The 23,452-nt window shown below is 75.0% G+C and carries 23 protein-coding genes; 10 read left to right on the top strand and 13 right to left on the bottom strand.

From position 1 onward, the window contains the following. Positions 1-1,491, bottom strand: coding sequence for a glucose-6-phosphate dehydrogenase (gene zwf / locus ACI782_RS20170; protein WP_456911872.1), 1,491 nt, complete (start codon positions 1,489-1,491; stop codon positions 1-3). A 140-nt stretch (positions 1,492-1,631) separates the two neighbouring features. Here zwf and ACI782_RS20165 point away from each other — a divergent pair, with 140 nt between their 5' ends. After that, entirely contained in the window at positions 1,632-2,360 is a 729-nt protein-coding gene (locus ACI782_RS20165) for a glutamine amidotransferase (protein WP_456911871.1), read from the top strand. Positions 2,361-2,384: 24 nt separating this feature from the next. On the opposite strand, the gene ACI782_RS20160 is transcribed toward ACI782_RS20165, so the two are convergent. Continuing rightward, positions 2,385-2,840 (bottom strand): DUF1707 SHOCT-like domain-containing protein, encoded by a 456-nt coding sequence (locus tag ACI782_RS20160; RefSeq protein ID WP_456911870.1) that lies wholly within the window; start codon positions 2,838-2,840, stop codon positions 2,385-2,387. 148 nt (positions 2,841-2,988) lie between these two features. Here ACI782_RS20160 and ACI782_RS20155 point away from each other — a divergent pair, with 148 nt between their 5' ends. The 3 genes from ACI782_RS20155 (at position 2,989) to nhaA (ending at position 8,796) form a co-directional block, all read left to right on the top strand. Beyond that, complete coding sequence (locus tag ACI782_RS20155) at positions 2,989-4,485, top strand: sensor histidine kinase (RefSeq protein WP_456911869.1); 1,497 nt, start codon at positions 2,989-2,991, stop codon at positions 4,483-4,485. Positions 4,486-4,636: 151 nt separating this feature from the next. Beyond that, entirely contained in the window at positions 4,637-6,142 is a 1,506-nt protein-coding gene (locus ACI782_RS20150) for an MFS transporter (RefSeq protein ID WP_456911868.1), read from the top strand. After that, a complete protein-coding gene (gene nhaA / locus ACI782_RS20145; RefSeq protein ID WP_456911867.1) occupies positions 6,139-8,796 on the top strand; it encodes a Na+/H+ antiporter NhaA in 2,658 nt (885 codons plus the stop codon). The genes ACI782_RS20150 and nhaA overlap by 4 nt, the downstream gene beginning before the upstream one ends. Positions 8,797-8,935: 139 nt before the next feature. Here nhaA and ACI782_RS20140 read toward each other — a convergent pair whose 3' ends face one another. The 3 genes from ACI782_RS20140 to ACI782_RS20130 form a co-directional block, all read right to left on the bottom strand. Further along, on the bottom strand, positions 8,936-9,958 hold the full coding sequence (locus ACI782_RS20140; protein WP_456911866.1) for an acetamidase/formamidase family protein: 1,023 nt from the start codon (positions 9,956-9,958) through the stop codon (positions 8,936-8,938). Continuing rightward, on the bottom strand, positions 9,955-11,412 hold the full coding sequence (locus tag ACI782_RS20135) for an APC family permease (protein WP_456911865.1): 1,458 nt from the start codon (positions 11,410-11,412) through the stop codon (positions 9,955-9,957). Before ACI782_RS20135 ends, ACI782_RS20140 begins: the two co-directional genes overlap by 4 nt. A gap of 102 nt (positions 11,413-11,514) precedes the next feature. After that, positions 11,515-12,552 (bottom strand): ABC transporter substrate-binding protein, encoded by a 1,038-nt coding sequence (locus ACI782_RS20130; RefSeq protein ID WP_456911864.1) that lies wholly within the window; start codon positions 12,550-12,552, stop codon positions 11,515-11,517. 20 nt (positions 12,553-12,572) lie between these two features. Between ACI782_RS20130 and ACI782_RS20125 the strand changes: the two genes are divergently transcribed. Continuing rightward, positions 12,573-13,022: a MarR family winged helix-turn-helix transcriptional regulator gene (locus ACI782_RS20125; RefSeq protein ID WP_456911863.1), complete on the top strand. Its 450-nt coding sequence runs from the start codon at positions 12,573-12,575 to the stop codon at positions 13,020-13,022. 3 nt (positions 13,023-13,025) lie between these two features. On the opposite strand, the gene ACI782_RS20120 is transcribed toward ACI782_RS20125, so the two are convergent. Beyond that, positions 13,026-13,334, bottom strand: coding sequence for a hypothetical protein (locus ACI782_RS20120; RefSeq protein ID WP_456911862.1), 309 nt, complete (start codon positions 13,332-13,334; stop codon positions 13,026-13,028). A gap of 62 nt (positions 13,335-13,396) precedes the next feature. After that, positions 13,397-13,981, bottom strand: a complete 585-nt coding sequence (locus ACI782_RS20115; protein WP_456911861.1) for a hemerythrin domain-containing protein — start codon at positions 13,979-13,981, stop codon at positions 13,397-13,399. Between the two features lie 132 nt (positions 13,982-14,113). On the opposite strand from ACI782_RS20115, the gene ACI782_RS20110 reads away from it, so the two are divergent. Beyond that, positions 14,114-14,374, top strand: coding sequence for a hypothetical protein (locus ACI782_RS20110; protein ID WP_456911860.1), 261 nt, complete (start codon positions 14,114-14,116; stop codon positions 14,372-14,374). Positions 14,375-14,384: 10 nt separating this feature from the next. On the opposite strand, the gene ACI782_RS20105 is transcribed toward ACI782_RS20110, so the two are convergent. From ACI782_RS20105 to ACI782_RS20090, 4 genes are read right to left on the bottom strand one after another with little or no spacing between them, the layout of a single operon-like run. After that, complete coding sequence (locus tag ACI782_RS20105; protein WP_456911859.1) at positions 14,385-15,566, bottom strand: acyl-CoA dehydrogenase family protein; 1,182 nt, start codon at positions 15,564-15,566, stop codon at positions 14,385-14,387. Between the two features lie 41 nt (positions 15,567-15,607). Beyond that, positions 15,608-16,114: a mycothiol transferase gene (locus ACI782_RS20100; RefSeq protein ID WP_456911858.1), complete on the bottom strand. Its 507-nt coding sequence runs from the start codon at positions 16,112-16,114 to the stop codon at positions 15,608-15,610. Beyond that, the gene (locus tag ACI782_RS20095) at positions 16,114-16,239 is read right to left on the bottom strand and encodes a hypothetical protein (protein ID WP_456911857.1); all 126 of its coding nucleotides are present in this window, start codon (positions 16,237-16,239) and stop codon (positions 16,114-16,116) included. The genes ACI782_RS20100 and ACI782_RS20095 overlap by 1 nt, the downstream gene beginning before the upstream one ends. 39 nt (positions 16,240-16,278) lie before the next feature. Further along, positions 16,279-17,484, bottom strand: coding sequence for a serine/threonine-protein kinase (locus tag ACI782_RS20090; RefSeq protein ID WP_456911856.1), 1,206 nt, complete (start codon positions 17,482-17,484; stop codon positions 16,279-16,281). Between the two features lie 172 nt (positions 17,485-17,656). Between ACI782_RS20090 and ACI782_RS20085 the strand changes: the two genes are divergently transcribed. After that, positions 17,657-18,181: a universal stress protein gene (locus ACI782_RS20085; RefSeq protein WP_456911855.1), complete on the top strand. Its 525-nt coding sequence runs from the start codon at positions 17,657-17,659 to the stop codon at positions 18,179-18,181. Continuing rightward, positions 18,091-18,648 (top strand): N-acetyltransferase family protein, encoded by a 558-nt coding sequence (locus tag ACI782_RS20080; protein ID WP_456911854.1) that lies wholly within the window; start codon positions 18,091-18,093, stop codon positions 18,646-18,648. The genes ACI782_RS20085 and ACI782_RS20080 overlap by 91 nt, the downstream gene beginning before the upstream one ends. A gap of 12 nt (positions 18,649-18,660) precedes the next feature. On the opposite strand, the gene ACI782_RS20075 is transcribed toward ACI782_RS20080, so the two are convergent. Further along, positions 18,661-19,164 carry a DUF2505 domain-containing protein gene (locus ACI782_RS20075; RefSeq protein WP_456911853.1) on the bottom strand — a complete coding sequence of 168 codons (504 nt, stop codon included), beginning with the start codon at positions 19,162-19,164 and terminating at the stop codon, positions 18,661-18,663. Positions 19,165-19,389: 225 nt separating this feature from the next. Here ACI782_RS20075 and ACI782_RS20070 point away from each other — a divergent pair, with 225 nt between their 5' ends. After that, entirely contained in the window at positions 19,390-21,519 is a 2,130-nt protein-coding gene (locus tag ACI782_RS20070) for a hypothetical protein (protein ID WP_456911852.1), read from the top strand. 63 nt (positions 21,520-21,582) lie between these two features. Here ACI782_RS20070 and ACI782_RS20065 read toward each other — a convergent pair whose 3' ends face one another. Then, positions 21,583-22,035, bottom strand: coding sequence for a hypothetical protein (locus ACI782_RS20065; protein WP_456911851.1), 453 nt, complete (start codon positions 22,033-22,035; stop codon positions 21,583-21,585). A 198-nt stretch (positions 22,036-22,233) separates the two neighbouring features. On the opposite strand from ACI782_RS20065, the gene ACI782_RS20060 reads away from it, so the two are divergent. Beyond that, entirely contained in the window at positions 22,234-23,274 is a 1,041-nt protein-coding gene (locus tag ACI782_RS20060; RefSeq protein ID WP_456911850.1) for a thioredoxin family protein, read from the top strand. Positions 23,275-23,452 lie beyond the last annotated feature (178 nt).

The raw sequence follows: 23,452 nt of genomic DNA, 5'->3' as shown, positions 1-23,452 counted from the left end.
TCAGCCCAGCTGTCGCCAGGTCCGGCCGTGCCGGGCGATGAGCGCGGCCGCCTCGGGCGGGCCCCAGGTGGCCGCCTGGTACAGCGGGATGGGCTGGGAGTCGGCCTCCCAGTACCGCAGCACCGGGTCGACGATGCGCCACGACCGGCCCACCTCGTCCGCGCGGGTGAACAGGGTCGGGTCGCCGATCAGGGCGTCGAGGATGACCCGCTCGTAGGCGTCCGGGGACTGCTCCTCGAAGCTCTCGTAGGAGAAGTCCATCGACGCCTTCTGCACCCGGAACGCGTGCCCGGGCACCTTGGCGCCGAAGCGGAGGCTGAGCCCCTCGTCCGGCTGCACGCGGACGACGAGCGCGTCCGGCTCCAGGTGCGTGGCGGTGCCGGGGAACAGCGGCAGCTGCGGCGGCCGGCGGAACTCCATGGCGACCTCGGTGACCCGGGCGGGCAGCCGCTTGCCGGTCCGCACGAAGACCGGCACGCCCGTCCACCGCCAGTTGTCGATGTCCAGCCGCAGCGCGACGAAGGTCTCCGTCGAGCTCAGCGGGTCCACGCCGGGCTCGTCCCGGTACCCGGGCATGAGGTCCGCGCGGGTGCCGCCGCGCGTGTACTGGCCGCGGACGGCGTTGGCGGCGATGTCCCGCGGGTCCTCCAGCGGCCGGATGGCGCGCAGCAGCTTCACCTTCTCGTCGCGGATCGCCTCCGCGCGGAAGGAGGTGGGGGGCTCCATCAGGAACAGGGAGAGCACCTGGAGGACGTGGTTCTGCACGATGTCCCGCATCGCCCCGGCCGTCTCGTAGAACCCGCCGCGGCTCCCGACGCCGATCGTCTCGGCGACGGTGATCTGCACGTCGTCGACCCAGGTCCGGTTCCAGATCGGCTCGAAGATCGAGTTGGCGAACCGCAGGGCCAGCAGGTTCTGCACCGTCTCCTTGGCCAGGTAGTGGTCGATGCGGAAGATCTGCTCCTCGTCGAAGGCCGAGGTCAGGTCGGTGTACAGGACCCGGGCGCTGTCCTCGTCCCAGCCGAACGGCTTCTCGATCACCGCGCGGACGAAGTCGCCATCAGTCGGCCGGCTCAGCCCCGCCTTCCCGAGGCTGGTCGCGATCGGGCCGAACAGCCGCGGCGGCGTGGCGAAGTAGTAGACCCGGTTGCCCGCCGTCCGGCTGTCGCGGTCGCACGAGCCGAGCACCTCGGCCAGCCGCGCGTAGGTCGCGGGGTCGTCGTAGTCGCCGGCGACGTACCGGGCGGCGGCCGTGATCTCGCCCCAGCGGCCGTTGCCCTCGCCGGGGGCCCGCTCGCGGCAGTAGGCGCGGAACTCGTCGTCGCTCATCGGCGTCCGGGCGACGCCGACCAGGGCCACCTCGGCCGGGAGCGCGCCGTACCCGGCCAGCTGCTCGACCGCCGGCAGGAGCTTGCGCGCGGTCAGGTCGCCGGAGGCGCCGAAGATCACCAGGGCACAGGGCGGCGACCGACGGTCGGAGTCCGTCGTCATGGGTGGGGCACCCCCTCCCCGCAGGTCCGGCGGGAGACGGTGCCCGTCGCGCCGGGATGCGCCGTTTCTACTCCCGGCGCAGGCGGCGGGGAAGGACGGCGGGGAGCGACCGCGGGGTGCTCGGCATAGCATCCCTGGCCGTGCGGCCCTTCCTGCTGCTGGCCTCACGGGCCGAGGACGCCGCCGCGGACGACGAGTACGCGGCGGTCCTGCGCCTGACGGGGCTCGCCGAGGGGCAGTTGCGCCGCATCCGCCTGGAGGCCGGGCCGCTGCCGGAGCTCGACCTCGACGACTACTCGGGGATCGTGCTGGGCGGCGGGCCGTTCAACTCCAGCGACCCGCCCGGGGAGAAGTCCGACACCCAGCGGCGGGTCGAGGCCGAGCTCGCCGGCCTGCTCGACCAGGTCGTCGCCCGGGACCTCCCCTTCCTCGGCGCCTGCTACGGCGTCGGGACGCTCGGTGTGCACCAGGGCGGCGTGGTCGACCGGACCTTCGGCGAGCCGGTCTCGTGCGTGCCGATCGAGGTGACCCCCGACGGGCGGGCCGACCCGCTGCTGGCCGGTGTGCCGGACGTCTTCGAGGCGTTCGTCGGCCACAAGGAGGCCTGCCGCGTGCTGCCGCCGTCCGCGGTGCTGCTGGCCACCTCGGCGGCGTGCCCGGTCCAGATGTTCCGGGTGGGGCGCAACGTCTACGCCACCCAGTTCCACCCCGAGCTCGACGTCGCGGGCATCGTCACGCGGGTGCGGGTCTACCAGCACGCGGGCTACTTCCCGCCGTCGGAGATGGAGGAGCTCATCGCCCGCGTCTCGCTGGCCGTGGTGAGCGAGCCGGGCCGGATCCTGGCCAACTTCGTCGCGCGGTACGCCTGACGACGGCCGAGGGAGCGAGACCGGTCAGCCGGGCCCGAATCCGCGCCCGCCGTGCCCGTCGAAGAGCACCTCGCCCGCCAGCCAGCCCACCGTGAACAGCAGCAGGACGGCGGCCAGCACCACGACGGCGACCCGAGCCGGGGACAGCCGGCCCTCCGTGCCGTGCAGCGAGGACCGCACCTGCTCGACGGCCATGATCGCCAGCGGCTGCCAGCCCGGCGCGGACGGCGCGGACCGCGCGGCAGGTGCCGGGGGGAGGTCGGCGGTCAACGGCCCGAGGTCGCGCACGTGGACCGCGCCGAAGGCGGCCGCCATCCGCTCACTGCCCTCGTCCGGAGCGAGCAGCCCGCGGGCCACCGCGTCCTGGAGCACGCGGACCGTGGCGCACCGGTCGGCGTCCGACGCGCGCATCGGCGGAGGCGACGGCGAGACCGGCGGTGCGGGCGGGACCGTGCCGTCCGTGTCGGTCAGGGGTGGCATGGGGCTGCTCCTCTCGGGCTGCGACACAGCAGGCAGGCAGCGTGCCCCGGGTACCTGTGACGCGCCTGTGAGCCGGGCGGCACGGGGATCCAGCGACCTCCATCCCGGCGTCCAGCCGCCGTCCAGACCCGCACCCCACCGTGGGGTCATGACACCTGCGACCGCCCGGCGGCTGTCGCTGCGCGCCCGGCTGCTCGCCGTCTTCCTCGTGCCGCTCGCGGTGGTGCTGGCCGTGGTCGGCGCCGTCGCCACGACCGCGCTGCACGACCAGATGCTCGACCAGGTCGACACCCGGCTGGCCGCGGCCGTCGAGCGCTCGACCCACGCCGACGCGGGCGGGCCCGCGGACCGGGACGACGCCGGCCCCGACTTCCTGGTCACGCCGGGCCAGGGCGACGGCACGCTCGGGGCCCGCGTCGAGGACGGCGTGGTGACCGAGGCCGCGGTGATCACCGCCAGCGGCGAGGTGGAGGTGCTCCACGGACCGCAGCAGGCGGTCCTCGCCGACGTGGCGGCCGTCGGCGTGCCGCACACCGTGGACCTGGGCGGCGAGCTGGGGCAGTACCGCGTCGTCGCGGCCGCCGGCGCGGTCGGGGACGTGCTGGTCACGGGCCTGCCCCTGGGCCCCGTGCAGAGCGCGCTGCTGCGGCTGGTCGCCGTGGACGTCGGCGTCGGGCTCCTCGGCCTGCTGGCCGCCGCGGCAGCCGGCTTCGTGGTCATCGGCCGCACGCTGCGGCCGCTGCACCGGGTGGCCGCGACCGCCGGCCGGGTCGCCGAGCTGCCGCTGGCCACCGGCGAGGTGCGGCTGGCCGAGCGCGTACCCGCCGCCGACACCGACCCGCACACCGAGGTCGGCCGGGTCGGGGCGGCGCTCAACCGGCTGCTCGACCACGTGGAGGACTCGCTGGCCGCCCGGCAGGCCTCCGAGACGCAGGTCCGGCAGTTCGTCGCCGACGCCGGCCACGAGCTCCGGACGCCGATCACCTCCATCCGGGGCTACGCGGAGCTGGTCCGCCGCAGCACCAGCGAGGTGCCGGACGACGTGGCCCAGGCGCTGCGCCGGGTCGAGTCCGAGGCCGTGCGGATGTCAGGGCTGGTCAACGACCTGCTGCTGCTGGCCCGCCTGGACGCCGGCCGCGAGCTGGCCTGCGAGCCGGTGGACCTGACCGCCCTGGTCATGGACACCGTCAGCGACGCGCACGCCGCGGGACCGGCGCACCGCTGGCGGGTCGACCTGCCGGCGACCGCCGTCCTCGTGCCCGGGGACGACGGCCGGCTGCACCAGGTGCTGGCCAACCTGCTGGCCAACGTCCGCACGCACACGCCGCCGGGCACCACGGCCGTCACCCGGCTGCGGGTCGAGGACGGCGCGGCGGTGCTCCAGGTCGCCGACGACGGGCCGGGGATCCCGCCGGACCTGCTCGGCTCGGTCTTCGAGCGGTTCGCCCGCGGCGACTCCTCACGGTCGCGCACCGCGGGCAGCACCGGCCTCGGCCTGGCCATCGCCCGCGCCGTCGTCGCCGGTCACGGCGGGACGGTCACCGTCGACAGCCGGCCCGGCGGGACGACGTTCACCGTCCGGCTGCCGCACGCCACCGTCGCCCAGCCCGACCTCGACCCCGACCTGGACACCGTGACCGTGTGATGGTCGACCACCGTGTGATGGTCGACCACCGTGTGATGGTCGACCACCGTGTGATGGTCGACCTCGGCCTCCTCCCGGAGCACACTGCGGGGGCAGGCACGGGCCGGCTCTCTGCGGGGCGCGGCGCACGGGACGGTGGGGAGGCGGCACGATGGCCCGACCGCCGGTCATCCCGGAGGGCGGCCTGCGCATGGGGACCACCCGCGGGCGGTGGGTCCTGCTCGCGACGGTGCTCGGCTCGGGCCTGGCGCTGCTCGACGCCACCGTGGTCAACGTCGCGCTGGAGCGGATCGGGTCCGACCTCGACGCCGGCTTCTCCCAACTGCAGTGGACGGTCAACGCCTACACGCTGACGTTGGCCTCGCTCATCCTCCTGGGCGGCTCCCTGGGCGACCGGTTCGGCCGGCGGCGGGTGTTCGTCATCGGCGTCGTGTGGTTCGCCGCCGCCTCCCTGCTGTGCGGGCTGGCGCCGAACGTGTCGACGCTGATCGCGGCGCGCGCCCTCCAGGGGGTCGGCGGCGCGCTGCTCACCCCGGGCAGCCTGGCGATCATCTCGGCGTCCTTCCGCGGCGCCGACCGTGCCGCCGCGGTGGGCGCGTGGTCGGGGCTGGGCGGGGTCGCCGGGGCGGTCGGCCCGTTCGTCGGCGGCTGGCTGGTCGAGTGGAGCTGGCGGGCGGTCTTCCTCGTCAACCTCCCGCTGGCCGTGGTCATCGTCGCCGTGGCCGCCCGGCACGTGCCCGAGACCCGCGACCCCGAGGCCTCGCCACGGCTGGACTGGGCCGGGACGGTGCTGGTCGCCGTCGGCCTGGGCTGCCTGACCTACGGGCTGACCGCGGCGGGGGAGCCGGGCAACGCGGCCACCGCTGCGGCGTGGTGCGTCGCCGGCGCGCTCGCCCTCGTCGCCTTCGCCGTCGTCCAGCAGCGCATCCCGGACCCGCTGGTGCCGCCGGTCCTCTTCCGGAACGCGCAGTTCAGCGCGGCCAACGCCGTGACGCTGCTGGTCTACGCCGCCCTGGGCGCGCTGTGGGTGCTGCTCGTCCTCCAGCTGCAGGTGGTGTCCGGGTTCTCCCCGCTGCTGGCCGGTACCGCGCTGCTCCCGGTCACCGTGCTGATGCTGCTGTTCTCCGCGCGGGTCGGGGCGCTGGCCCAGCGGATCGGCCCGCGGGTGCTCATGACCGCCGGGCCGCTGGTCTCCGCCGTCGGCGTCCTGCTGATGCTGCGCATCGGGCCCGACGCCTCGTACCTCACCGAGGTGCTGCCGGCGACCGTGGCGTTCGGTGCCGGCCTCACCCTGCTGGTGGCGCCGCTGACGGCGACCGTGCTGGACTCGGCCGCCGACCGGTTCGCCGGCGTCGCCTCGGGGGTGAACAACGCCGTCGCCCGGGCCGCCGGCCTGCTGGCGGTCGCCGTCGTGCCGGTCGTGGCCGGGATCAGCGGCGCGGACTACGCCGACCCGGCGGCGTTCTCGGCGGGCTTCCGGACGGCGGTGCTGGTCTGCGCCGGGCTGCTGGTCGCCGGCGCGGTCGTGTCGGCCGTGTGGATCCGCCGGCCGCTGGGTGCGGGAGAGCCGCAGCACCACCTGCGGTTGGAGGAGTGTCCGCACTGCGCCGTGACCGGACCGCAGCTGTGCCCGGCCAGCCAGGAGGGAGCCCGGTGACCGCCACCGCCGCACGGCAGTCCAGCCCCGGCGGGAGCGGCCTGCTCGCCCGCGTGGCCCCCTTGCGGCGGCGGCTGCGCACCGAGGCCGGCAGCGCCGGGCTGCTGCTGGTCGCGACCGTGGTGGCGCTGCTGTGGGCCAACTCCCCGGTGGGGGACAGCTACGACGCCTTCTGGCACACCGAGCTGGCCATCTCGGTGGGGGGCGCCGAGCTCTCGCTGGACCTGCAGCACTGGGTCAACGACGGCCTGATGGTGTTCTTCTTCTTCGTCGTCGGGCTCGAGATCAAGCGCGAGCTGGTGATGGGGGAGCTCACCGACCGGCGGCGGGCCGCGGTGCCGGCCCTGGCCGCGGTCACCGGGCTCGCCGTCCCGGCGCTGGTCTACGCCGCCTTCAACCTGGGCAGCCCGGCCGTGTCGGCCTGGGGGGTGGTCATCTCCACCGACACCGCGTTCCTGCTCGGGGTCCTGGCGCTGGTCGGCCCGGCCTGCCCCGCCCAGCTGCGGCTGTTCCTGCTCACCCTGGCCATCGCCGACGACGTCGGCGCGCTGAGCGTGATCGCGCTGTTCTACACCGAGGACCTCGCGGTCGGCCCGCTCCTCCTGGCCGTCCTCGGCCTGGCGCTGATGGCGGGGCTGCGCCACCTGCGGGTGTGGCGCGGCCCGGCCTACCTCGTGCTCGGCGTCGCGGTGTGGGTCGCGATGTACGCCTCCGGGGTGCACCCGACCCTCGCGGGGGTGGTCATCGCCCTGTTCGTCCCCGCCTACCCGGCTCGGCGGGCGGAGGTGGAGGACGCCGCCCGGCGCACCCGCGCCTACCAGCAGTCGCCCAACCCCGAGTTCGCCCGGCTGGCTCGGCTGTCCATCGACCGGTCGGTGTCGGCCAGCGAGCGGCTGGAGCAGCTGTGGCAGCCGTGGACCGCGTTCGTCATCGTCCCGGTCTTCGCCCTCGCCAACGCCGGCGTCCCGCTGACCAGCGAGACCCTCCGCGCCGCCGCGACCTCGCCGGTGACGCTCGGCGTCGTCGCGGGCCTCGTGCTGGGCAAGCTCGCCGGCATCCTGCTGGGCACCGGGCTGGCGGTGCGCCTGCGCCTGGGCGAGCTCGCCCCCGGCCTCACCGGCCTGCAGCTGGCCGGCGGTGCCGCGCTGTCGGGCATCGGGTTCACGATCTCGCTGTTCATCGTCGACCTCGCGTTCGACGACGAGCTGCTGGCCGACGAGGCGCGGGTCGGCGTCCTCGCCGCCTCGGTGCTGGCGGCGCTGCTCGGGTGGGCGCTGTTCCGGCTCGCCGACCGGCGCCGGCCACCCGGGGCCACCGGCCGGCCGGTGCTGCTGGACCCGCCGGTCGACCCCGAGCGCGACCACGTCCGGGGGCGGGTCGACGCGCCGCTGACCCTCGTCGAGTACGGCGACTTCGAGTGCCCGTTCTGCGGGCGGGCCACCGGCACGGTCGAGGAGCTGCGCGCGCGCTTCGGGGACCGGCTGCGCTACGTCTTCCGGCACGTCCCGCTGGTCGACGTCCACCCGCGCGCCGAGCTGGCCGCCGAGGCCGCGGAGGCCGCCGCGGCGCAGGGCCGCTTCTGGGAGATGCACGACCGGCTCTTCGCCGAGCAGGACCGGCTCTCCGCTCCGGACCTGCTCGAGCACGCCGCCGCCATCGGGCTCGACGTCCAGCGCTTCGCCCGGGACCTGGGCGCCAGCCGGTTCGCCCGCCGGGTCGAGGAGGACGTCGAGTCCGCCGAGGCCAGCGGCGTCGGGGGCACCCCCACCTTCTTCATCGGCGGACGGCGGCACACCGGACCGTACGACGCCGACACCCTCGCCGCCGAGCTGCTCGCCGCGGCGGGGGAGGACCCGGCCGACGTGCCGAGGCTCGTTGACGACGACCTCGAGGGCGTGGACGGGCTCGACGGACTGGTGCTCCCGATGCTCGGTCCCCGGCGGGGCGGTGAGCGGCCGGACCCGCCGTCGGACGCCGTGCCGCCCGTCCCGGCCGACCTGCCCGAGACCCCCGACCGTGGGGGCGCCTTCCCCCGGCTGACCGACGCCCAGCTCGCGCTGCTGGAACGGCACGGGACCCGGCGCTGGTGCCCGGCCGGCGACACGCTGTTCCGCGAGGGGGACGCCGGCTACGACTTCCACGTCGTCCTGTCGGGTGCGGTCGCGATCGTGGAGGACCACGGCCGGACCGACCAGCGGGTGATCTCGGTGCACGGGGCGCGGCGGTTCCTCGGCGAGCTGGACCTGTTCAGCGGCCAGCCGGTGTCGCTGACCGCCTGCGTGATCCGCCCCGCGGAGACCGTCCGCGTGCACCACGACGGGATGAAGGCGGTGTTCGCCGCCGACCCTGCGCTCAAGGAGATGGTGCTGCGCGCCTTCCTGCTCCGCCGGTCCATGCTGCTGGAGCTCGCGGCCGACCTGCGCATCGTGGGGCGGGCCGAGTCCGACGACAGCCGGCGGCTGCAGGCCTACGCCCGCGACCACCGGCTCTCGGCGACCTTCGTCGACCTGGAGAGCTCCGGCGACGGGGCGGCGCTGCTGGCCGAGCTCGGGGTCTCCGAGGAGGACCTGCCGGTGGTGGTCTGGCGCGAGGGGCGGGTGCTGCGCAACCCGACCGACGACGAGGTCACCGCGGCCGTGGAGGCGCCGCGGTGACAGCGGCGGTCACGGCGGCCACCAGCCCGTCGGGGGCCCGGCCAGTGCGACGTCGAGGTCCGGGGGGAGAGGGGACACGTCCCCCAGGGTGGCCCGGCGCAGCCGCGGCGGGGAGCCGGGAGCTCCCCGCCGCGGGGGGTCAGCGCTCGGCCAGGTAGGCGGCGGCGGTCGCCCGCAGCCGGTCGTGCACGCCGTCCACGGCGACGGCGCCGCCGAGGTACCGCTTGGGCAGCTTGGCGACCATCGTGTAGTTGGTGTCGACGACGTTGCCGGCCGGGGCCAGTCCCGCCTGGCTGACCAACTGGTAGGCGTCGAGGAGGTGCCAGCCGGTCAGCTGCGCGGCCCAGGACACCAGGTCCTGCTGGCTGATCCGGAAGGCGTCCTCCAGCGGCCGCACCGACCCGGTCGACCCGAGGAACTCGTCGGTCTCCAGCCGCGGCCACGCCGGAGCGCCGCCCTTGACCAGGTCGACCACGACGACGGTGCGCATGGCCGCCTCGACCGCGGTGCCGCACACCTCGCCCTCGCCCTGGCGGCAGTGCCCGTCGCCGAGGGAGAGCAGCCCGCCGGGCACGCTGACACCGAAGTACAGCGTCGTCCCGGCCCGGGCCTCGGGGGTGTCCATGTTCCCGCCGTGCGCACCGGGCGTGATGCTGGCGAACACCTCCCCGCCGGCCGGCGCGACCCCGATGGTGCCGTGCATCGGGTCCAGCGGGAGCTCCACCTCGGGCCCGCCGCGACGGGGCCGGAACAGACAGGTGCCGCGCTCCCGGTCGACCTCGTAGACCCAGACCAGCTCCTCGAGCGCCTCGTGCAGCATCGCCGTCGAGTGCGTGGTGGTCAGCGCGCCGAAGTGGGGGAACGTCGTCGACACCGCCCAGTCGCGGACCGGCGCGATGTCCACCAGGTGCACGGCGAGGGTGTCGCCGGGCTCGGCGCCCTCCACCGCGATTGGGCCGGTGACCGGGTTGAGGTACGGGAACTCGCACACCCGGCTGGGCAGGTCGTCGACCCCGCGCACCCGGCCGCCGAAGCAGTCCTCGGTGGTCAGCTCGACCACGGTGCCCGGGGCGACGGTGACCAGGGGCTCGCCGCCGCCGAAGGTGTAGCGGAGCTGGTCGGCCGTCGGCTCGACGGTCACGACCTCCAGGGCGGCCGTCACAGACCCTCCTCCGCGCTCAGTTCGGCCTCGCGGCCGGTGGCGAGCAGGACGACCAGCAGGACGACGCCGATCCCGAGCCACACGAACCCGAGCGTCTGCGCGGCCACCTGCGCGTTGATGACGACGTAGACGAGGATCGCGAACCCGATCACCGGCACGGCCAGGTGCAGCCACCAGTTCCGGCTCTTCCGCCGGACGACGTAGTGCACGACCACCGACACGTGCAGCAGCAGGAACGCCGACAGCGCGCCGAAGTTCACCAGCGTGGACAGCAGCGAGATGCCGTCCTCCCGGCTGCTCATGTAGAGGCCGAGCACCAGGGAGACCGCGGCGACCAGGAGCGTGGCGTTGACCGGCACGCGGCGGGTCGGGTGCACCTTGCGCAGGAACCCGGGCAGCTGGCGGTCGCGGGCCATGGCGAACAGCAGCCGGGACGTGGCGGCCTGCGCGACCAGCGAGTTGGCGAAGCCCCACGCGATGGCGGTGGCGATCGCGGTGAGCGTGGCCAGCCACGCACCCCCGGCGACGTCGGCCGCGTCGTAGAACGCCGTCCCGGCCGCGTCGCCCTCGGCGATGAGGGTGTCCGGGTCGGGGACGAGCAGGGCGGCGACCCAGGTCTGGACGATGAAGAGCGTCCCGGCCAGCGCCAGAGCGGCGATCATCGCCTTGCCGATCGACCGGGCCGACTCGCGGTTCTCCTCGGCCAGCGTGGAGATGCCGTCGAAGCCGAGGAAGCTCAGCACCGCGATCGACACCGCGCCGAACACCAGCTCCAACGAGAAGGTGTCGCTGTTGTAGATCGGTGTGAAGTCGAAGCCACGCCCCTCGCCCGAGGCCAGGGCGACGACGCCGACGACCAGGAAGATCGCCAGCACGATCAGCTCGGCGACGAGCATGACCTTGTTGACCCGGGCGGTGAACTCGATGCCGAAGTAGTTGACGACGGTGTTGAGGACGACGAAGCCGACCAGCCAGACCCACACCGGCACCGAGGCCCAGATGGAGTTCATGGCCACCGCGGCGATGAGGTAGAGCAGGCCGGGGACGAGCACGTAGTCGAGCAGGATCATCCAGCCGGCGATGAACCCGACCGGCTGGGCGATGCCGCGCCCGGCGTAGGTGTAGACCGAGCCGGCCATCGGGAACGCGCGCGACATCTGCGAGTAGGACGCGGCGGTGAACGCCATGGCCAGGCCGCCGATGGCGTAGGCGAGCGCGATCATCCCGCCCGAGGCCTGGAAGACGCTGCCGAAGATGCCGAACGGCGCGATCGGGACCATGAAGATGAGCCCGTAGACCAGCAGGTCGGTGAAGCTCAGCGAGCGCTTGAGCTCCTGCCGGTAGCCGAAGGCCTCGACGCCGGGGTCGCCGGTCGCGGGGACGGGCCCCCGGGCAGCGCCCGGGAGCCGGCCGGCGGGATCGCCGGCGTTGGTCGTGGTGCGGGGGTCGCTCACGGCTCCTCCTCTCCTCCGGCTCGGGGGCCGGGCGGGGAGAGAGTAGGCCCCATCTGTTTCCAGATGGAAGCAAGTGCGGGTCCGGCGGTGCGCCCCGCGGGGTCAGGCGGTGCGCACCTCGGAGAAGGCCAGCCCGTCGGCGCGGGCCAGGCGGGGCCGGGCGGCCGCCGGCCGGGGCGCCGTCCCGCGCCCGGCGAGGGAGACGGCGAGGCGGACGCCGTCGTAGACGCCGCGGGCGTAGGCGCAGACCACCGGGGCCGTGGGGCCGGCCCGCCGCGCGTGCCGCTCCTGGAGCGCGAGCTGGCCCTCGTCGGCGGCGCCGTCCGTGGCGGCGAAGGAGGGCATGCAGGCGAACAGCTCGCCGGTGCGGTCGCCGCCGACCGCGTACAGCCCGTTCTCCTCCAGCGCGCCGGAGAGCCGCACCACCCGCCGGTCGAGTCCGCTGCGGGCGAACTCCCGGTTGAAGGTGACCAGGTCCCGGCCCACGAGGCTGAGCAGCACCGCGTCGGCTCGGGTGCGCCGCACCAGGTCGAGCACCGGGCCCGGGTCGTCGGCGCCGAAGGGCACCAGCCGCTCGCCGACCACCTCGGCGCCGAGCTCGTGCAGGACGGCGGCCGCCGCCCGGTGCACCGCCTGCGGCCACACGTAGTCGTTGCCGACCAGCACCCAGCGCCGGGCGCGGCGCGAGGTGACCAGCCAGGCCAGCGCGGCCGCGTGCTGGTCGCGCGGGGAGGAGCCGATCCGCAGCACGCCCGCCCGGCGCCGGCCGCCCTCGTGCGGCGGGGTGAAGACGTAGCGCACCCGCCCGGCCAGCGCGGCCTCGAGCGCGCGGTGCACGTCGCTGGTGTGGAGCCCGACGAGGACGTCGATCGCGCCGGCCTCGTGCAGTGCGGCCGCCTCCGCGGCGACCTGCTGCGGCGGCCGGCCGGAGTCGACGGTCACGAGCTCGACCGCGCGCCCCCGCACGCCGCCGTCGGCGTTGGTCTCGTCCACCGCGAGACCGGCGAGGTCCAGGGCGGACGGCGCGGTCAACGCCAGCGGCCCGGACAGCGGCACGGCCAGCCCGACCCGGACGACGTCCGGACGGCGGGGGAGGAGGGTGGCCTCCCACGCGTCCAGCGGACCGGTCGGCTCGGGCACCCGATGAGTATGGTGCCGCCATGGTCGTCGAGCAGCAGGCGGAGCCGAGGGCCGCCCCGTCCCTGGTGGAGCTGCTGACCGTCGCCCAGCGCCGGGTCGCCCGCGGGGTCGCGGCCGTCCTGGCCGAGGACGGCGCCACGCTCGACGGCTACCGGGTGATGCGTTGCCTGGCCGCCGGGCCGGGGCGGTCGATGAGCGAGCTCGGCGCCGCGCTGTCCCTGCCTGCGCCGACGCTGACCCGGCTGGTCGACGGGCTGGTCGACGCCGCCGAGGCCTATCGCCTGCCCGACCCGGACGACGGCCGCCGCGTCCGGGTGCACCTGTCCGCGCGCGGGCGGACCCGCCTGGCGCGGCTGGTGGCGCTGGTGGGCGCGCACGAGGCCGCGCTGGCCGAGACGCTCGGGCCGGCGCGGGTCGAGTCGCTGGTCCGGGCCCTCAGCGACCTCGACGCCGGTGGGCCGGACGGCTGAGCGTCACTCGGTCGACGGCGGGAGCAGCCGGGGCATGAACACCTCGTCGATCGGCCGTGGGCCCACGTACTGCCGGCAGGTGCAGGGCACCCACTGGTGTCCCGACCAGCGGCCGCGCTTGTCGAAGGTGTCGCGGCGCAGCTCGGCGTAGCAGGTGTTGGACTCGGTGTCGTGCTGGCTCAGCGTGTGACCGCACCCGCAGAGCGGGGCCGGCAGCGCGGGGGGTGCCGGCTTGGTGCGCCGGCTCAGCCGCCCGCCGAGGAAGCCCACGGCGAGCAGCGCCGCACCGACGAGCAGGCTGACAGGTTCCACGGCGTGCGCTCCTCCCGGGTCGTGCCTCTCGACGGTAACGCGGGAGGAGCCGATGGTGTCCCTCAGTCGCTCGTCTTCCCCCGCCCGCTGACCGCGTCGCGCAGGTGGTCGAGCAGGCTGGCGACCGGTCCGAGGACGGTGCGCACGCCCGGCTCGTTGGGGGTCATCGGGTGCGGACGGGTGGGCGCCATGGCCTTGACCCGCTCCACCTTCTCGGCCATCTCCACGAGTTCGTCGCGACTGACGGACGCTCGCAGCTCGGTGAACATCCGGCTCTCCTCGTGCTCGACGTGGTGCCGGATCTCGCGGATCAGCGTCGCCACCTCGGTGTCGAACGACGGGTCGTCGGGGTCCATCCGCTCGAGCCGCTTCATGGTCTCCTCGGCCTCGGCGTGCTCGTGCTTGGAGTGCTCGGCCTCCTCCCTGTCCACCTGCTTCTCCACGCGCGGGTAGACCTGTGTCTCCTCGGCGACCGAGTGCTTCACCAGGCCGATGGTCACCTCGTCGACCAGCTCGCGCTTGCGTTGCAGGGCGTCCGGCCCGGTCTGTCCGAACAGGCCCTCGAGCTGGGTGAAGATCGCGTCGAACTCCCGGTGGTCGGCGCTCAACAGGTCCACGACGTCGCGCTGGGGCTCGGTCTGTGTCATGGTCGGCTCCTCGTGGTCCGTGGGCCCCGGGGATACCCCCGCCGGGCCGGCCTCCACACGGGATCCGGACGCGGTCGTCCGGATCCTCCGGTCGCATGGTTTCGATCTTGTGAGCCCGGTTACAGGGGTGGCGTGGAGTCGTACGCCGTGGGTTTCGCCCGCCCCGATCGCTGGTCACCGGGGCGTCCGACCGAGCAGAGCACCCCGTGGCACGCCGTGGAGGCCCACCGGCCGCCGTCCGAGCTGGACGGCGAGGTGGAGCTCGCCGTGTGCGGCGCGATCGTGCAGGTGTGGGGGTCGCAGCAGTGGCAGCGCGTGGGGGCCGGGCGCACCGCCTGCCCCGAGTGCCGTGAGGTGACGGCGGTCGACCGGGAGCTCGCCGCGGCGGGCTGAGTCGAAGGGGTCAGCGCCGCTCGGGGCGGCGGCCGCTGATCGCGGACAGGCCGGTGATCTCGCGTCCCACGATGAGCGCCTGCACCGAGTCGGTGCCCTCGAAGGTGAACACGGCCTCCATGTCGGCGTGGTGGCGGGCCACGTGGTTGTCCAGCAGGATCCCGTCGCCACCGAGGATGTCGCGGGCGTCGGCGACGATGGCGCGGGCCTTCGCGGCGTGGTTCATCTTCGCCAGCGACGCCATGGCGGCGGTCATCCGGCCGGCGTCGGCGAGCTTCGACAGACGCCAGCACATGAGCTGCATCGAGGTGATCTCGGCCAGCATCCGGGCCAGCTTGTCCTGCACCAGCTGGTAGCCGGCGATCGGTGCGCCGAACTGCTCACGGCGCAGGGCGTGCGCCAGGGCCAGCTCGTAGGAGGCGGTGGCCAGGCCCAGGGCCCGCCAGGCGACGGTGTACCGGGTGCAGTCCAGGACCGTCGAGACGTCCTTGAACGACGAGCAGTGCGCCAGCCTGTTCTCCACGGGGACGAGGACGTCGGTCAGCGTGATCTCCGCCTGCCACACCGCGCGCAGCGCCGTCTTGCCGGTCATGACGGTCGCCTCGTAGCCCGGCGTCCCCCTGTCGACGACGTACCCGCCGACCGCGCCGTCCTCGCCGCGGGCCCAGATCAGCACGTGGTCGGCGATCGACCCGTTGCCGATCCACTTCTTCTGGCCGTTGAGGACGTAGGAGTCGCCGTCCCGGCGGGCGGAGGTCTCCAGGCCGACGGCGTCCGAGCCGTGCCGGGGCTCGGTGAGGCCGAACGCGCCGATCCGCTCCATCCGCGCCATCGCCGGCAGCCAGCGCTCGCGCTGCTCCTCGTCGCCCAGCAGCGCGATCGACTGCATGGCCAGGAAGCTGTGCACGCCGTTGAAGGTGCCGATGCTGCCGTCGGCGCGGGCGAGCTCCGCCGCGACGAGGCCGGCCGACACGGCGCTCATGCCGGGGCAGCCGTACCCGCGGATGGTGCCGCCGGCGATGCCCAGCCCGGCGATCTTGGGCACCAGCTCGAAGGGGAACTCCGCGCGCTCCCAGTAGTCGTTGATCCGCGGCGTCACCTCGGTCTCGCAGAAGGCGCGCACGCGGTCGCGCACCTCGATCTCCTCCGGCTCGAGGAGCTCCTCCACGGCGTAGAAGTCCGGACTCGTCACGGACGCCGACGCTAGGGCAGCGAAGGCCGTTCCTGCCGCGGTCAGCGGCCCAGCAGCCCCCGGACGTAGGCGGCCTGCCCGAGGTGCTGGAAGTCGTCGCCGATCACGCTGACCAGGCGGACGCCGAGGGTCACCGGCGGGTCCCAGCGGGTGTCCACCACCCGGTCGAGGTCGTCGTCGGACAGGCCGCGCAGGAACTCCGCCGTCCGCGCCGACACCGCCGCGCAGTAGCCGAGCAGCAGGTCCGCCGACGGCACGCGGACGGCGTCCACCTCCTCGGTGCTCGCGCCGTAGCCGGTGGCGCCGGGATCGAGGGGCAGGCCGAAGCGGTCGGCCCAGCCCTGCCCGGTCCACACCTGCTCGGTGCCGGCCACGTCGGCGAGGTGGTCGTCCTGCACCCGCAGCAGGTGCCAGGCCAACCAGCCGATGGGGTTGGTGCCGGGCGCGGGGCGGGCGGCGAGGTCCTCGGCGGAGAGGCCCTCGACGGTGGCGGAGAAGGTCTCGGCGATCTGCTCGTAGGCGTACAGGAGGACGTCGCGGCTGCGCATCAGTCGTCGTCCCCGTCCCCGTCCTCGGGGTCGCTCTGCGCCTCGAGGTCACCGGCCTGCTCGGGCGTCTCCAGCTCCAGCGCGATGTCCCGCGGCTGCGGCGTGTCGGGGGAAGGCGTCGTCATGTCTGCCGAGCGTGCCGCACGTCGGCCGCGTCCGCGCCCTCAGAACCAGCCGAGCAGGTACCCGGCCAGGGCCGTGACGCCGGCGACCAGGGCCAGGGCGAGCAGCAGCAGGGTCATGACCGGGACGACGACCCAGCGGCGCTTGAACCGGCGCCGGCGGGGCGGCGGGGGAGCCGGTCGCCACTCCGCCGCGGCCGGCTCCCGTCCGGAGGTGGCCGCGCGGCGCTCGCGCCGGCGCTCGGCGAGGTAGTGGCCGGCGTCCCGGGCGACCGAGCCCAGCGCGGTGGCCGAGGCCGACGCGAGGGCCTTGAGGTCCGCGGCGTCGAAGCGCTCGACCCGGCTGCCCTCGGGCGGGGGGTCGGCCACGTCGGAGCGGGGCGGTGCGGGACGCGGCGGCGACCAGGCCGCCGGCTCCGCCTGCGCCAGCGCGGCCTCGAGGTCGCGACGCGCCTGCTCGGCGGTCGCGCGCCGGGCCGGGTCCTTGGTGAGCAGCCCGCGCAGCAGGGGCTCCAGCGGGCCGGCGCGGACCATCGGCGCGGGCTCCTCGGTGACGACCGCCAGCAGGGTGGCCATCGGCTCGCCCTTGGCGAAGGCCGGCCGGCCCTCGACGGCGGTGTACAGGGTGGCGCCGAGGGACCACAGGTCCACCGGCGGCCGCGGCTGCTCGCCGTTGGCCCGCTCCGGCGCCATGTACGACGGCGAGCCGATGATCGCGCCGGTCGTCGTGATGGCGGAGTCGCCGGTGGCCGTGGCGATGCCGAAGTCGGTGAGGCAGGCGTGCCCGTCGGGGGCGACGAGGACGTTGGCCGGCTTGACGTCGCGGTGCACGATGCCCGCCCGGTGCGCGGCCTCCAGCGCGGAGAGGACGTCGAGGCCGATGCGGGCCACGGCCGGCCACGGCAGCGGCCCCTGCTGGTCGACGATCTGCTGGAGGCTGCACGACTCGACGTGCTCCATCACCAGCCAGGGACGGCCGTCCTCCTCCACGACGTCGTAGACCGCGGTGACGCAGGGGTGGTCCAGGCGGGCCGCCGTCCGGGCCTCGCGCAGCGTGCGCGCCCGCAGCACGCGCCGCTCCTCCTCGGTGAGGTGCAGCGCGAAGGTGACCTCCTTGACCGCGACCGGCCGCTCCAGCTTCAGGTCGGTGGCCAGCCAGACGACGCCCATGCCGCCCCGGCCGAGGACCTCGCGCAGCGCGTAGCGCCCGGCCACCAGCCGGTCTGCGGTGGAGGGCTCCGCAGCCATGGGCGGACGGTACGCCCGGGCGCGCCGTCGCGCCGGTGCAACGGCGTCCCGGGCGGGTCCCCGGCCCCGCCGACGAAGGTCCCTGTCCGGCCGCTGGCCGGACGATCATGATCGGACCGGGCCGGCGGACCGCGGCGCACGGTGCCCGCGGTCGGGGGCCGGGGGAGGAGTCATGACCGAGCAGCCCGACGAGAGTCCGGTTCGGGAGCGGCGGGTCGTCGTCGGGGTGGACGGCTCGGAGGGGGCGCGGGCGGCGCTGCGCTTCGCACTGGAGGACGCCGCCCGCCGCGGCGTGCCGGTCGAGGCGGTCACCGCGTACTTCCCGCCCGAGGCGTGGATGGACTTCAACGCGGTCGGCGAGTACGAGCCGGACCAGGCGCGGGCCGCGGCGCTGGAACGGGCGCAGGCGTTCGTCGCCGAGGTGGTGCGCGACGCGCCGCAGCCGGCGCCAGAGGTCCGGGTGGAGGCGGCCCTGGGCACCGCGGCCGACGTGCTCGTCCGGGAGTCGGCCGGTGCTGACCTGCTCGTGGTCGGCAGCCGCGGTCACGGCGGCTTCTCGACGATGTTGCTGGGCTCGGTGAGCATGCACTGCGCGCTGCACGCGACGTGCCCGGTCACCGTCGTCCACTCGCCGCAGGCGCACCGCCACCGGCTGCGGCTGCGCCGCGAGCACGCCGCCCGGGCGCCGGTCGGCTGACCGGGGTCGGGCTCCGGCCGGCCACGCCGGACGACGCCCCGGCGGTCGCCGCGGTGCACGCACGGGCCGGCCGGGCCGCGTGGTCGCCGTTCCTGGGGGACGTGCTCGCCCGGCCGGAGGTGGACACCTGGCGGACGCGGCTGGCCGAGCCGGGGTTCCTCGTCGCCGAGCGGTCCGGGCAGGTCGTCGGCTTCGCCCGCGCCGACGAGGCGACCGGCGAGGTCGCCTACCTGTACGTCGACCCCGACGAGCAGGGGCGGGGGACCGGGCGGCTGCTGCTCGCCGCCGTGCTCGACCGGCTGCGGGCGGCCGGTCACCGGTCGGCGCGACTGCGGACCGAGGAGCGCAACGCCGGGCCGCGGCGCTTCTACGAGGCCGGCGGCTGGCGCGCCACCGGGGAGGTGCTCGAGCGCGAGTGGCGCGGCCACCGGCTGCGGGAGGTCTGGTACGCGCGGGACCTCCCCTGACCGCATCGGTGGCTACCGGTCGGGGTCGCCCAGCCAGCGCCGCAGCACCTCGTCCTCGCGCCGCAGCACGACCAGCGCCAGTTCCCGGACGGCGGCCTCCGCCTGCCGGCCGACCAGCGGCGCGTCGACCTCCGCCTCCCCGGTCACCGTCGACCGGGTGCCACCTGCGGCCGGGGCCAGCCGGCGCTCGCCCCGGATCACCGCGGTGCGGCCGAAGACCTCCGCGCTCACGTGCAGGACGCCGCGGTGGCCGCTGCCGTCGTCGGCCGTCCAGACCCGGCGGTCGACGACCGGCACCTCCCGGCCGACGAACCGGGTGAACACCGCGGGGATGCCCGTGGTGGGGGCCAGCAGCCGCACCGTCGTCCGCGGACCGTCGTCGTCGGTCGCGGTGTCGACCTCCTCCAGCCGGGCGCCCAGGGCCCGGGCGTAGTCGCGGAGGAAGGACTCGTCGGTGAGGACGGCGAGGACGTCGTCCGGGCCGGCGGGATACGTGGCGACGTGGTCGATGGGCACGCCGAATCCTCGGCCGTCGCGGCCGGGAGCGCGCGGCGAACCCCTCCGGGCCCGGCCGACGACCGTGCGTGCGCGCGGATAGCAGTCACTGTGCGTTGAGAAAAGGTCTACACAGAGTCACTTCGCCGGGCTACCGTCTGCTGCCCCGGCGGTGCCGGGCGGGACGGCGAAGGCCGTCGTCCCCGGACAGGGCCCGGGTCCCTCCCGGGCCGGGAGAGGGCGCAGATGCGACCGACCACCCGCACGCTCGCGGCCGGCTCCGCCGCCGCCGTGCTCGCCGTCGTCGGCCTGGCCGGACCGGCCATGGCCGACCACTCCGACACCCCGCCGGTGGATCCCGGCTCGCCGGGGGACGCCGTCCTCACCGTCCCGATCAACGACTCGGCGGCCGGCGGCACCTACCACCAGCCGTTCGAGCGGGCCTACGGCGGGACCACCGACGACGGCACCCCGGTGTACGTGTACGTGCCCGTGGGCGCGCTCGACGGCCCCGAGGGCGTGCACAGCCTCGACCCCGCCTTCGACCACGACCCCGCCGACGAGTTCGTCCCGTGCGGGGAGGGGGTCGGCGACTACGCGATCACCCAGGAGCAGGTCGACTTCCTCGGCGAGGAGCTGAGCAGCCAGATCGTGCGGGTCGACGAGGAGCACTTCGGCGCGATGGGGGCGGCCGACCCGTCCGACCCCGGCAGCGACGCGCTGGTGACCCTCGTCTACAACGTGCAGGACGAGCAGTACTACGACTGCTCGGTCACCTCGTACACCGCCGGCTACTTCGCGCCGGACTTCATCGACGGCCTCGGCATGAACGTGATCGTCCTGGACGCCTTCGACTGGGCCAACCGCATCGGGGAGGACCCCAGCGCGCAGCCCTGGACCGACGGGGACCCGGCCAACGACAGCCCCGAGCTGTACGAGGGCGTCATCGCCCACGAGCTCGAGCACCTGCTGATGAACTACTCCGACGCCGGTGAGCTCTCCTGGGTGGACGAGGGCCTGGCCGACACCGCGGCCTTCCTCAACGGCTACGACATGACCGGCAGCCACCTCACCTACCAGCAGGTCTTCCACCGGGAGACCTCGCTGACCCGCTGGGGCGGCGGCCTGGAGAACTACGGCGCGTCGTTCAGCTACTTCGCCTACCTGTGGGAGCAGGCCGGTGGGAACGGCGACGGCGACCTCACCCCCGACCTGGCGTACGACGACACCGCCGGTGACCTGTTGATCCAGCTGGTCTTCGCCGAGCAGGCCGACGGCATGGCCGGCGTGCAGAACGCGATCGACGAGTTCAACGCCCGCACCGGCGCCGGCCTGCGCTCGGCCGAGGAGCTGTTCCGCGACTGGGCCGTGACGATGTACCTGGACGCCGAGGGCTCGCAGCTGTGGGACCTGGCGAACTTCGACCTGGGGCCGGCGTCCGGCGGCTGGACCGTCGACATCGCCAACCAGGAGTTCTGGGACGACCGCGGCGCCTATCAGGGCGCGCAGCCGGAGGCGAAGTGGAACCGGCCGGGCACCCGCCCCGACGGCACCGCGCTGCCCTTCGGCGTCTCCTACGAGACGTTCCGCAACCCCGGCCCGCAGGTGTCGCTCGAGTTCGAGGGCGAGGCCGTCACCGGGATCGCTCCCCACACCGGCGAGACGCACTGGTGGGGCGGCTACGCCAGCCAGTCCGACACGGTGCTCGACGTCGACACCCCGGTCACCGGCGGCCAGACCGTCTCCTTCTGGAACTGGCACTTCATCGAGGAGGGCTGGGACCACGCCTTCGTCGAGGCCGTGGTCGACGGGGAGTGGGTTCCCGTGCGGGTGACCGACGTCGCCAGCGGCGCCGTCGTCTCGACCGACGACGACCCGCACGGCAACAACGAGGAGGGCAACGCCATCACCGGGACCTCCGGCGGCACCTACTCGGTCGACGACCCGCGGTACGTGGAGTACTCGGCGACGCTGCCGGCCGGGGCCACCGACGTCCGGTTCCGCTACTCGACCGACGCCGCCTACCTCGACACCGGCTGGTTCGTCGACGACGTCACGGTGGACGGCGTCCCGGCGGAGCTCTCCTCCGACCAGTGGATCGAGACCGACGGGGTACAGGACGACAACTGGACGGTCCAGGTCATCGCTGCCTGCGACCTCACCCCGGGCAGCACGATCGACGGGGAGCTCGTCGACGCCGCGGGCAACTCCGTCTACCGGTTCACCGGTGACCGGATCAGCACCCCGGTCCTGGACACGCGCTGCGCCAACGGTCAGGGCCGCGACTTCACGGTCTCGGTGTCGAACCTGCCCACCGGGGACCTCGCCGTCCTCGACGCCACCTACGACCACTCGGTGGTGAAGCAGCGCGGGTGACCTCCGCGGGGGAGGGGCCGGACCGGTTCACCGGTCCGGCCCCTCCTCGATCGGCCGGGATCCTCAGCCGGGGGTTCCGTCGGCCCAGGTGACCGCCCGGATCATGAACCGGCCGCGGGAGATCGCCTGGTCCACCTCCTCGACCACCAGCTCGACCAGCCAGCGCACCGGTCCGGTCTGCTCGAGCAGCTCCTCGGTCGGCAGCGTCCGGGGCGTCCCCAGCAGGCCCAGGGTGCCGGCGACGGCGGCGAGCGCGGCGTCCTCCGGCGTCCACGCGCGGTCCGGGGGCGACGCCATGGCCTGCTCGTCGGCCGTGGTCCGGTCGGCGCGGCCGTCGGCGCAGCGCGTCCCGGGCCACCGCCGACGCAGTGTCCACGACCCGCGGCGCAGGTGCTCGGCGGCGAGGTCGTCCTGGCCGACCCGCCCCCGGCGCAGCAGCTCCGTCAGCGACGGTGCGCCGTCGGCCAGCAGCCGGCCGGCCGGGGGGAAGCCGGTGGGCCCGTCGTCGAACTCCACGGCGTCCTCGGTCCCGGAGCAGCGCGTCCCACGGTCGCCGCACGGGAGGCGGCTCGGCACCGCTGCACCGGGGGACGGGACCGGTCACCGGCCGTCCCGACACACCACGGCAGGCCCTTCGTCCCTGATCCCGCCGGGGGAGGACCGGACCAGCCTGGGCCACGCACGGGATCCCCGCACCGGATCGAGGAACGCGCCATGGAATCCAACCGGTCCCTCCTCGCCGCGGTCCGCGAGGCGATCCGCGGCCCCGGCTGGGCGCCCGGGCGACGCCCCGTCGAGGGCCGGATGCCGTCCCTGGACGGCGCCACCGGGTGGCTCAACTCGCCGCCGCTGACGACCGAGGGGCTGCGCGGGCGGGTGGTGGCCGTCGACTTCTGGACCTACACGTGCATCAACTGGCTGCGCACCGTGCCCTACGTCCGCGCCTGGGCCGAGGCCTACCGGGACGCCGGACTGGTGGTGCTCGGCGTCCACACCCCCGAGTTCGGGTTCGAGCACGACGTCGACAACGTCCGCCGGGCGGTCGAGGACCGGCGGATCACCTACCCGGTCGCCCTCGACAGCGACTACGCCATCTGGACCGCCTTCGCCAACATGTACTGGCCGGCCCTCTACGTCGTCGACGCGCAGGGACACATCCGCTTCACCCACTTCGGCGAGGGCGCCTACGAGGAGTCGGAGGAGGTCATCCGCCGGCTGCTGGACGAGGCCGGCGCCGGGGACGCGCTGCCGCTCCCGGTGTCCGTCGAGGGCTCCGGCATCGAGGCGGCCGCCGACTGGGCCGACCTGGGATCGGCGGAGACCTACCTCGGCGCCGAGCGCACCGACGCCTTCGCCTCCCCGGAGCGGGCGGTCCCCGGCGCCTCGCGTCGCTACACCACCCCGGCCCGGCTGGCCGCCGGCGCCTGGGCGCTGGCGGGGAGATGGACGGTGCAGCCGGACGCCGTCCGGCTCGACGAGGCCGGCGGGCGGCTCGCCGCCCGGTTCACCGCCCGCGACCTGCACCTGGTCATGGCCCCGCCGCCGGCCGGTACGCCGGTGCGCTTCACCGTGCGTCTCGACGGCGCGCCGCCCGGCGCCGACCACGGGGACGACGTGGACGACGACGGCACCGGCACGGCGACCGAACCGCGGCTGTACCAGCTCGTCCGCCGGCGGGGCCCGGTCACCGGGCGCACGTTCGAGATCACCTTCTCCGACCCCGGGGTGCGGGCCTTCGCCTTCACCTTCGGCTAGGCCGGCCCGCGCCGGTTCCGGCCACCTCGCACAGAAGGGACGGGCACCGCGATGACCGCAGTCGACCAGGAGACCAGCAGGGCCGTCCGCCCGTTCCGGGTGGAGGTGCCCGACGAGGCGCTCACCGAGCTGCGCCGGCGCGTCGCGGCGACCGTCTGGCCCGAGCGGGAGACGGTGC

It is taken from the genome of Geodermatophilus sp. SYSU D00703, assembly GCF_054050155.1.
Note: the sequence above shows the minus strand (reverse complement) of the source record. Positions and strands in the feature narration are given on the sequence as shown.

Bases quoted from the DNA above. Each gene is read 5' to 3' on its own strand.
- zwf (WP_456911872.1), bottom strand. From the start codon at position 1,491: ATGACGACGGACTCCGACCGTCGGTCGCCGCCCTGTGCCCTGGTGATC.
- ACI782_RS20160 (WP_456911870.1), bottom strand. From the start codon at position 2,840: ATGCCACCCCTGACCGACACGGACGGCACGGTCCCGCCCGCACCGCCG.
- ACI782_RS20155 (WP_456911869.1), top strand. From the start codon at position 2,989: ATGACACCTGCGACCGCCCGGCGGCTGTCGCTGCGCGCCCGGCTGCTC.
- ACI782_RS20150 (WP_456911868.1), top strand. From the start codon at position 4,637: ATGGCCCGACCGCCGGTCATCCCGGAGGGCGGCCTGCGCATGGGGACC.
- ACI782_RS20125 (WP_456911863.1), top strand. From the start codon at position 12,573: ATGGTCGTCGAGCAGCAGGCGGAGCCGAGGGCCGCCCCGTCCCTGGTG.
- ACI782_RS20115 (WP_456911861.1), bottom strand. From the start codon at position 13,981: ATGACACAGACCGAGCCCCAGCGCGACGTCGTGGACCTGTTGAGCGCC.
- ACI782_RS20100 (WP_456911858.1), bottom strand. From the start codon at position 16,114: ATGCGCAGCCGCGACGTCCTCCTGTACGCCTACGAGCAGATCGCCGAG.
- ACI782_RS20095 (WP_456911857.1), bottom strand. From the start codon at position 16,239: ATGACGACGCCTTCCCCCGACACGCCGCAGCCGCGGGACATCGCGCTG.
- ACI782_RS20090 (WP_456911856.1), bottom strand. From the start codon at position 17,484: ATGGCTGCGGAGCCCTCCACCGCAGACCGGCTGGTGGCCGGGCGCTAC.
- ACI782_RS20085 (WP_456911855.1), top strand. From the start codon at position 17,657: ATGACCGAGCAGCCCGACGAGAGTCCGGTTCGGGAGCGGCGGGTCGTC.
- ACI782_RS20070 (WP_456911852.1), top strand. From the start codon at position 19,390: ATGCGACCGACCACCCGCACGCTCGCGGCCGGCTCCGCCGCCGCCGTG.
- ACI782_RS20060 (WP_456911850.1), top strand. From the start codon at position 22,234: ATGGAATCCAACCGGTCCCTCCTCGCCGCGGTCCGCGAGGCGATCCGC.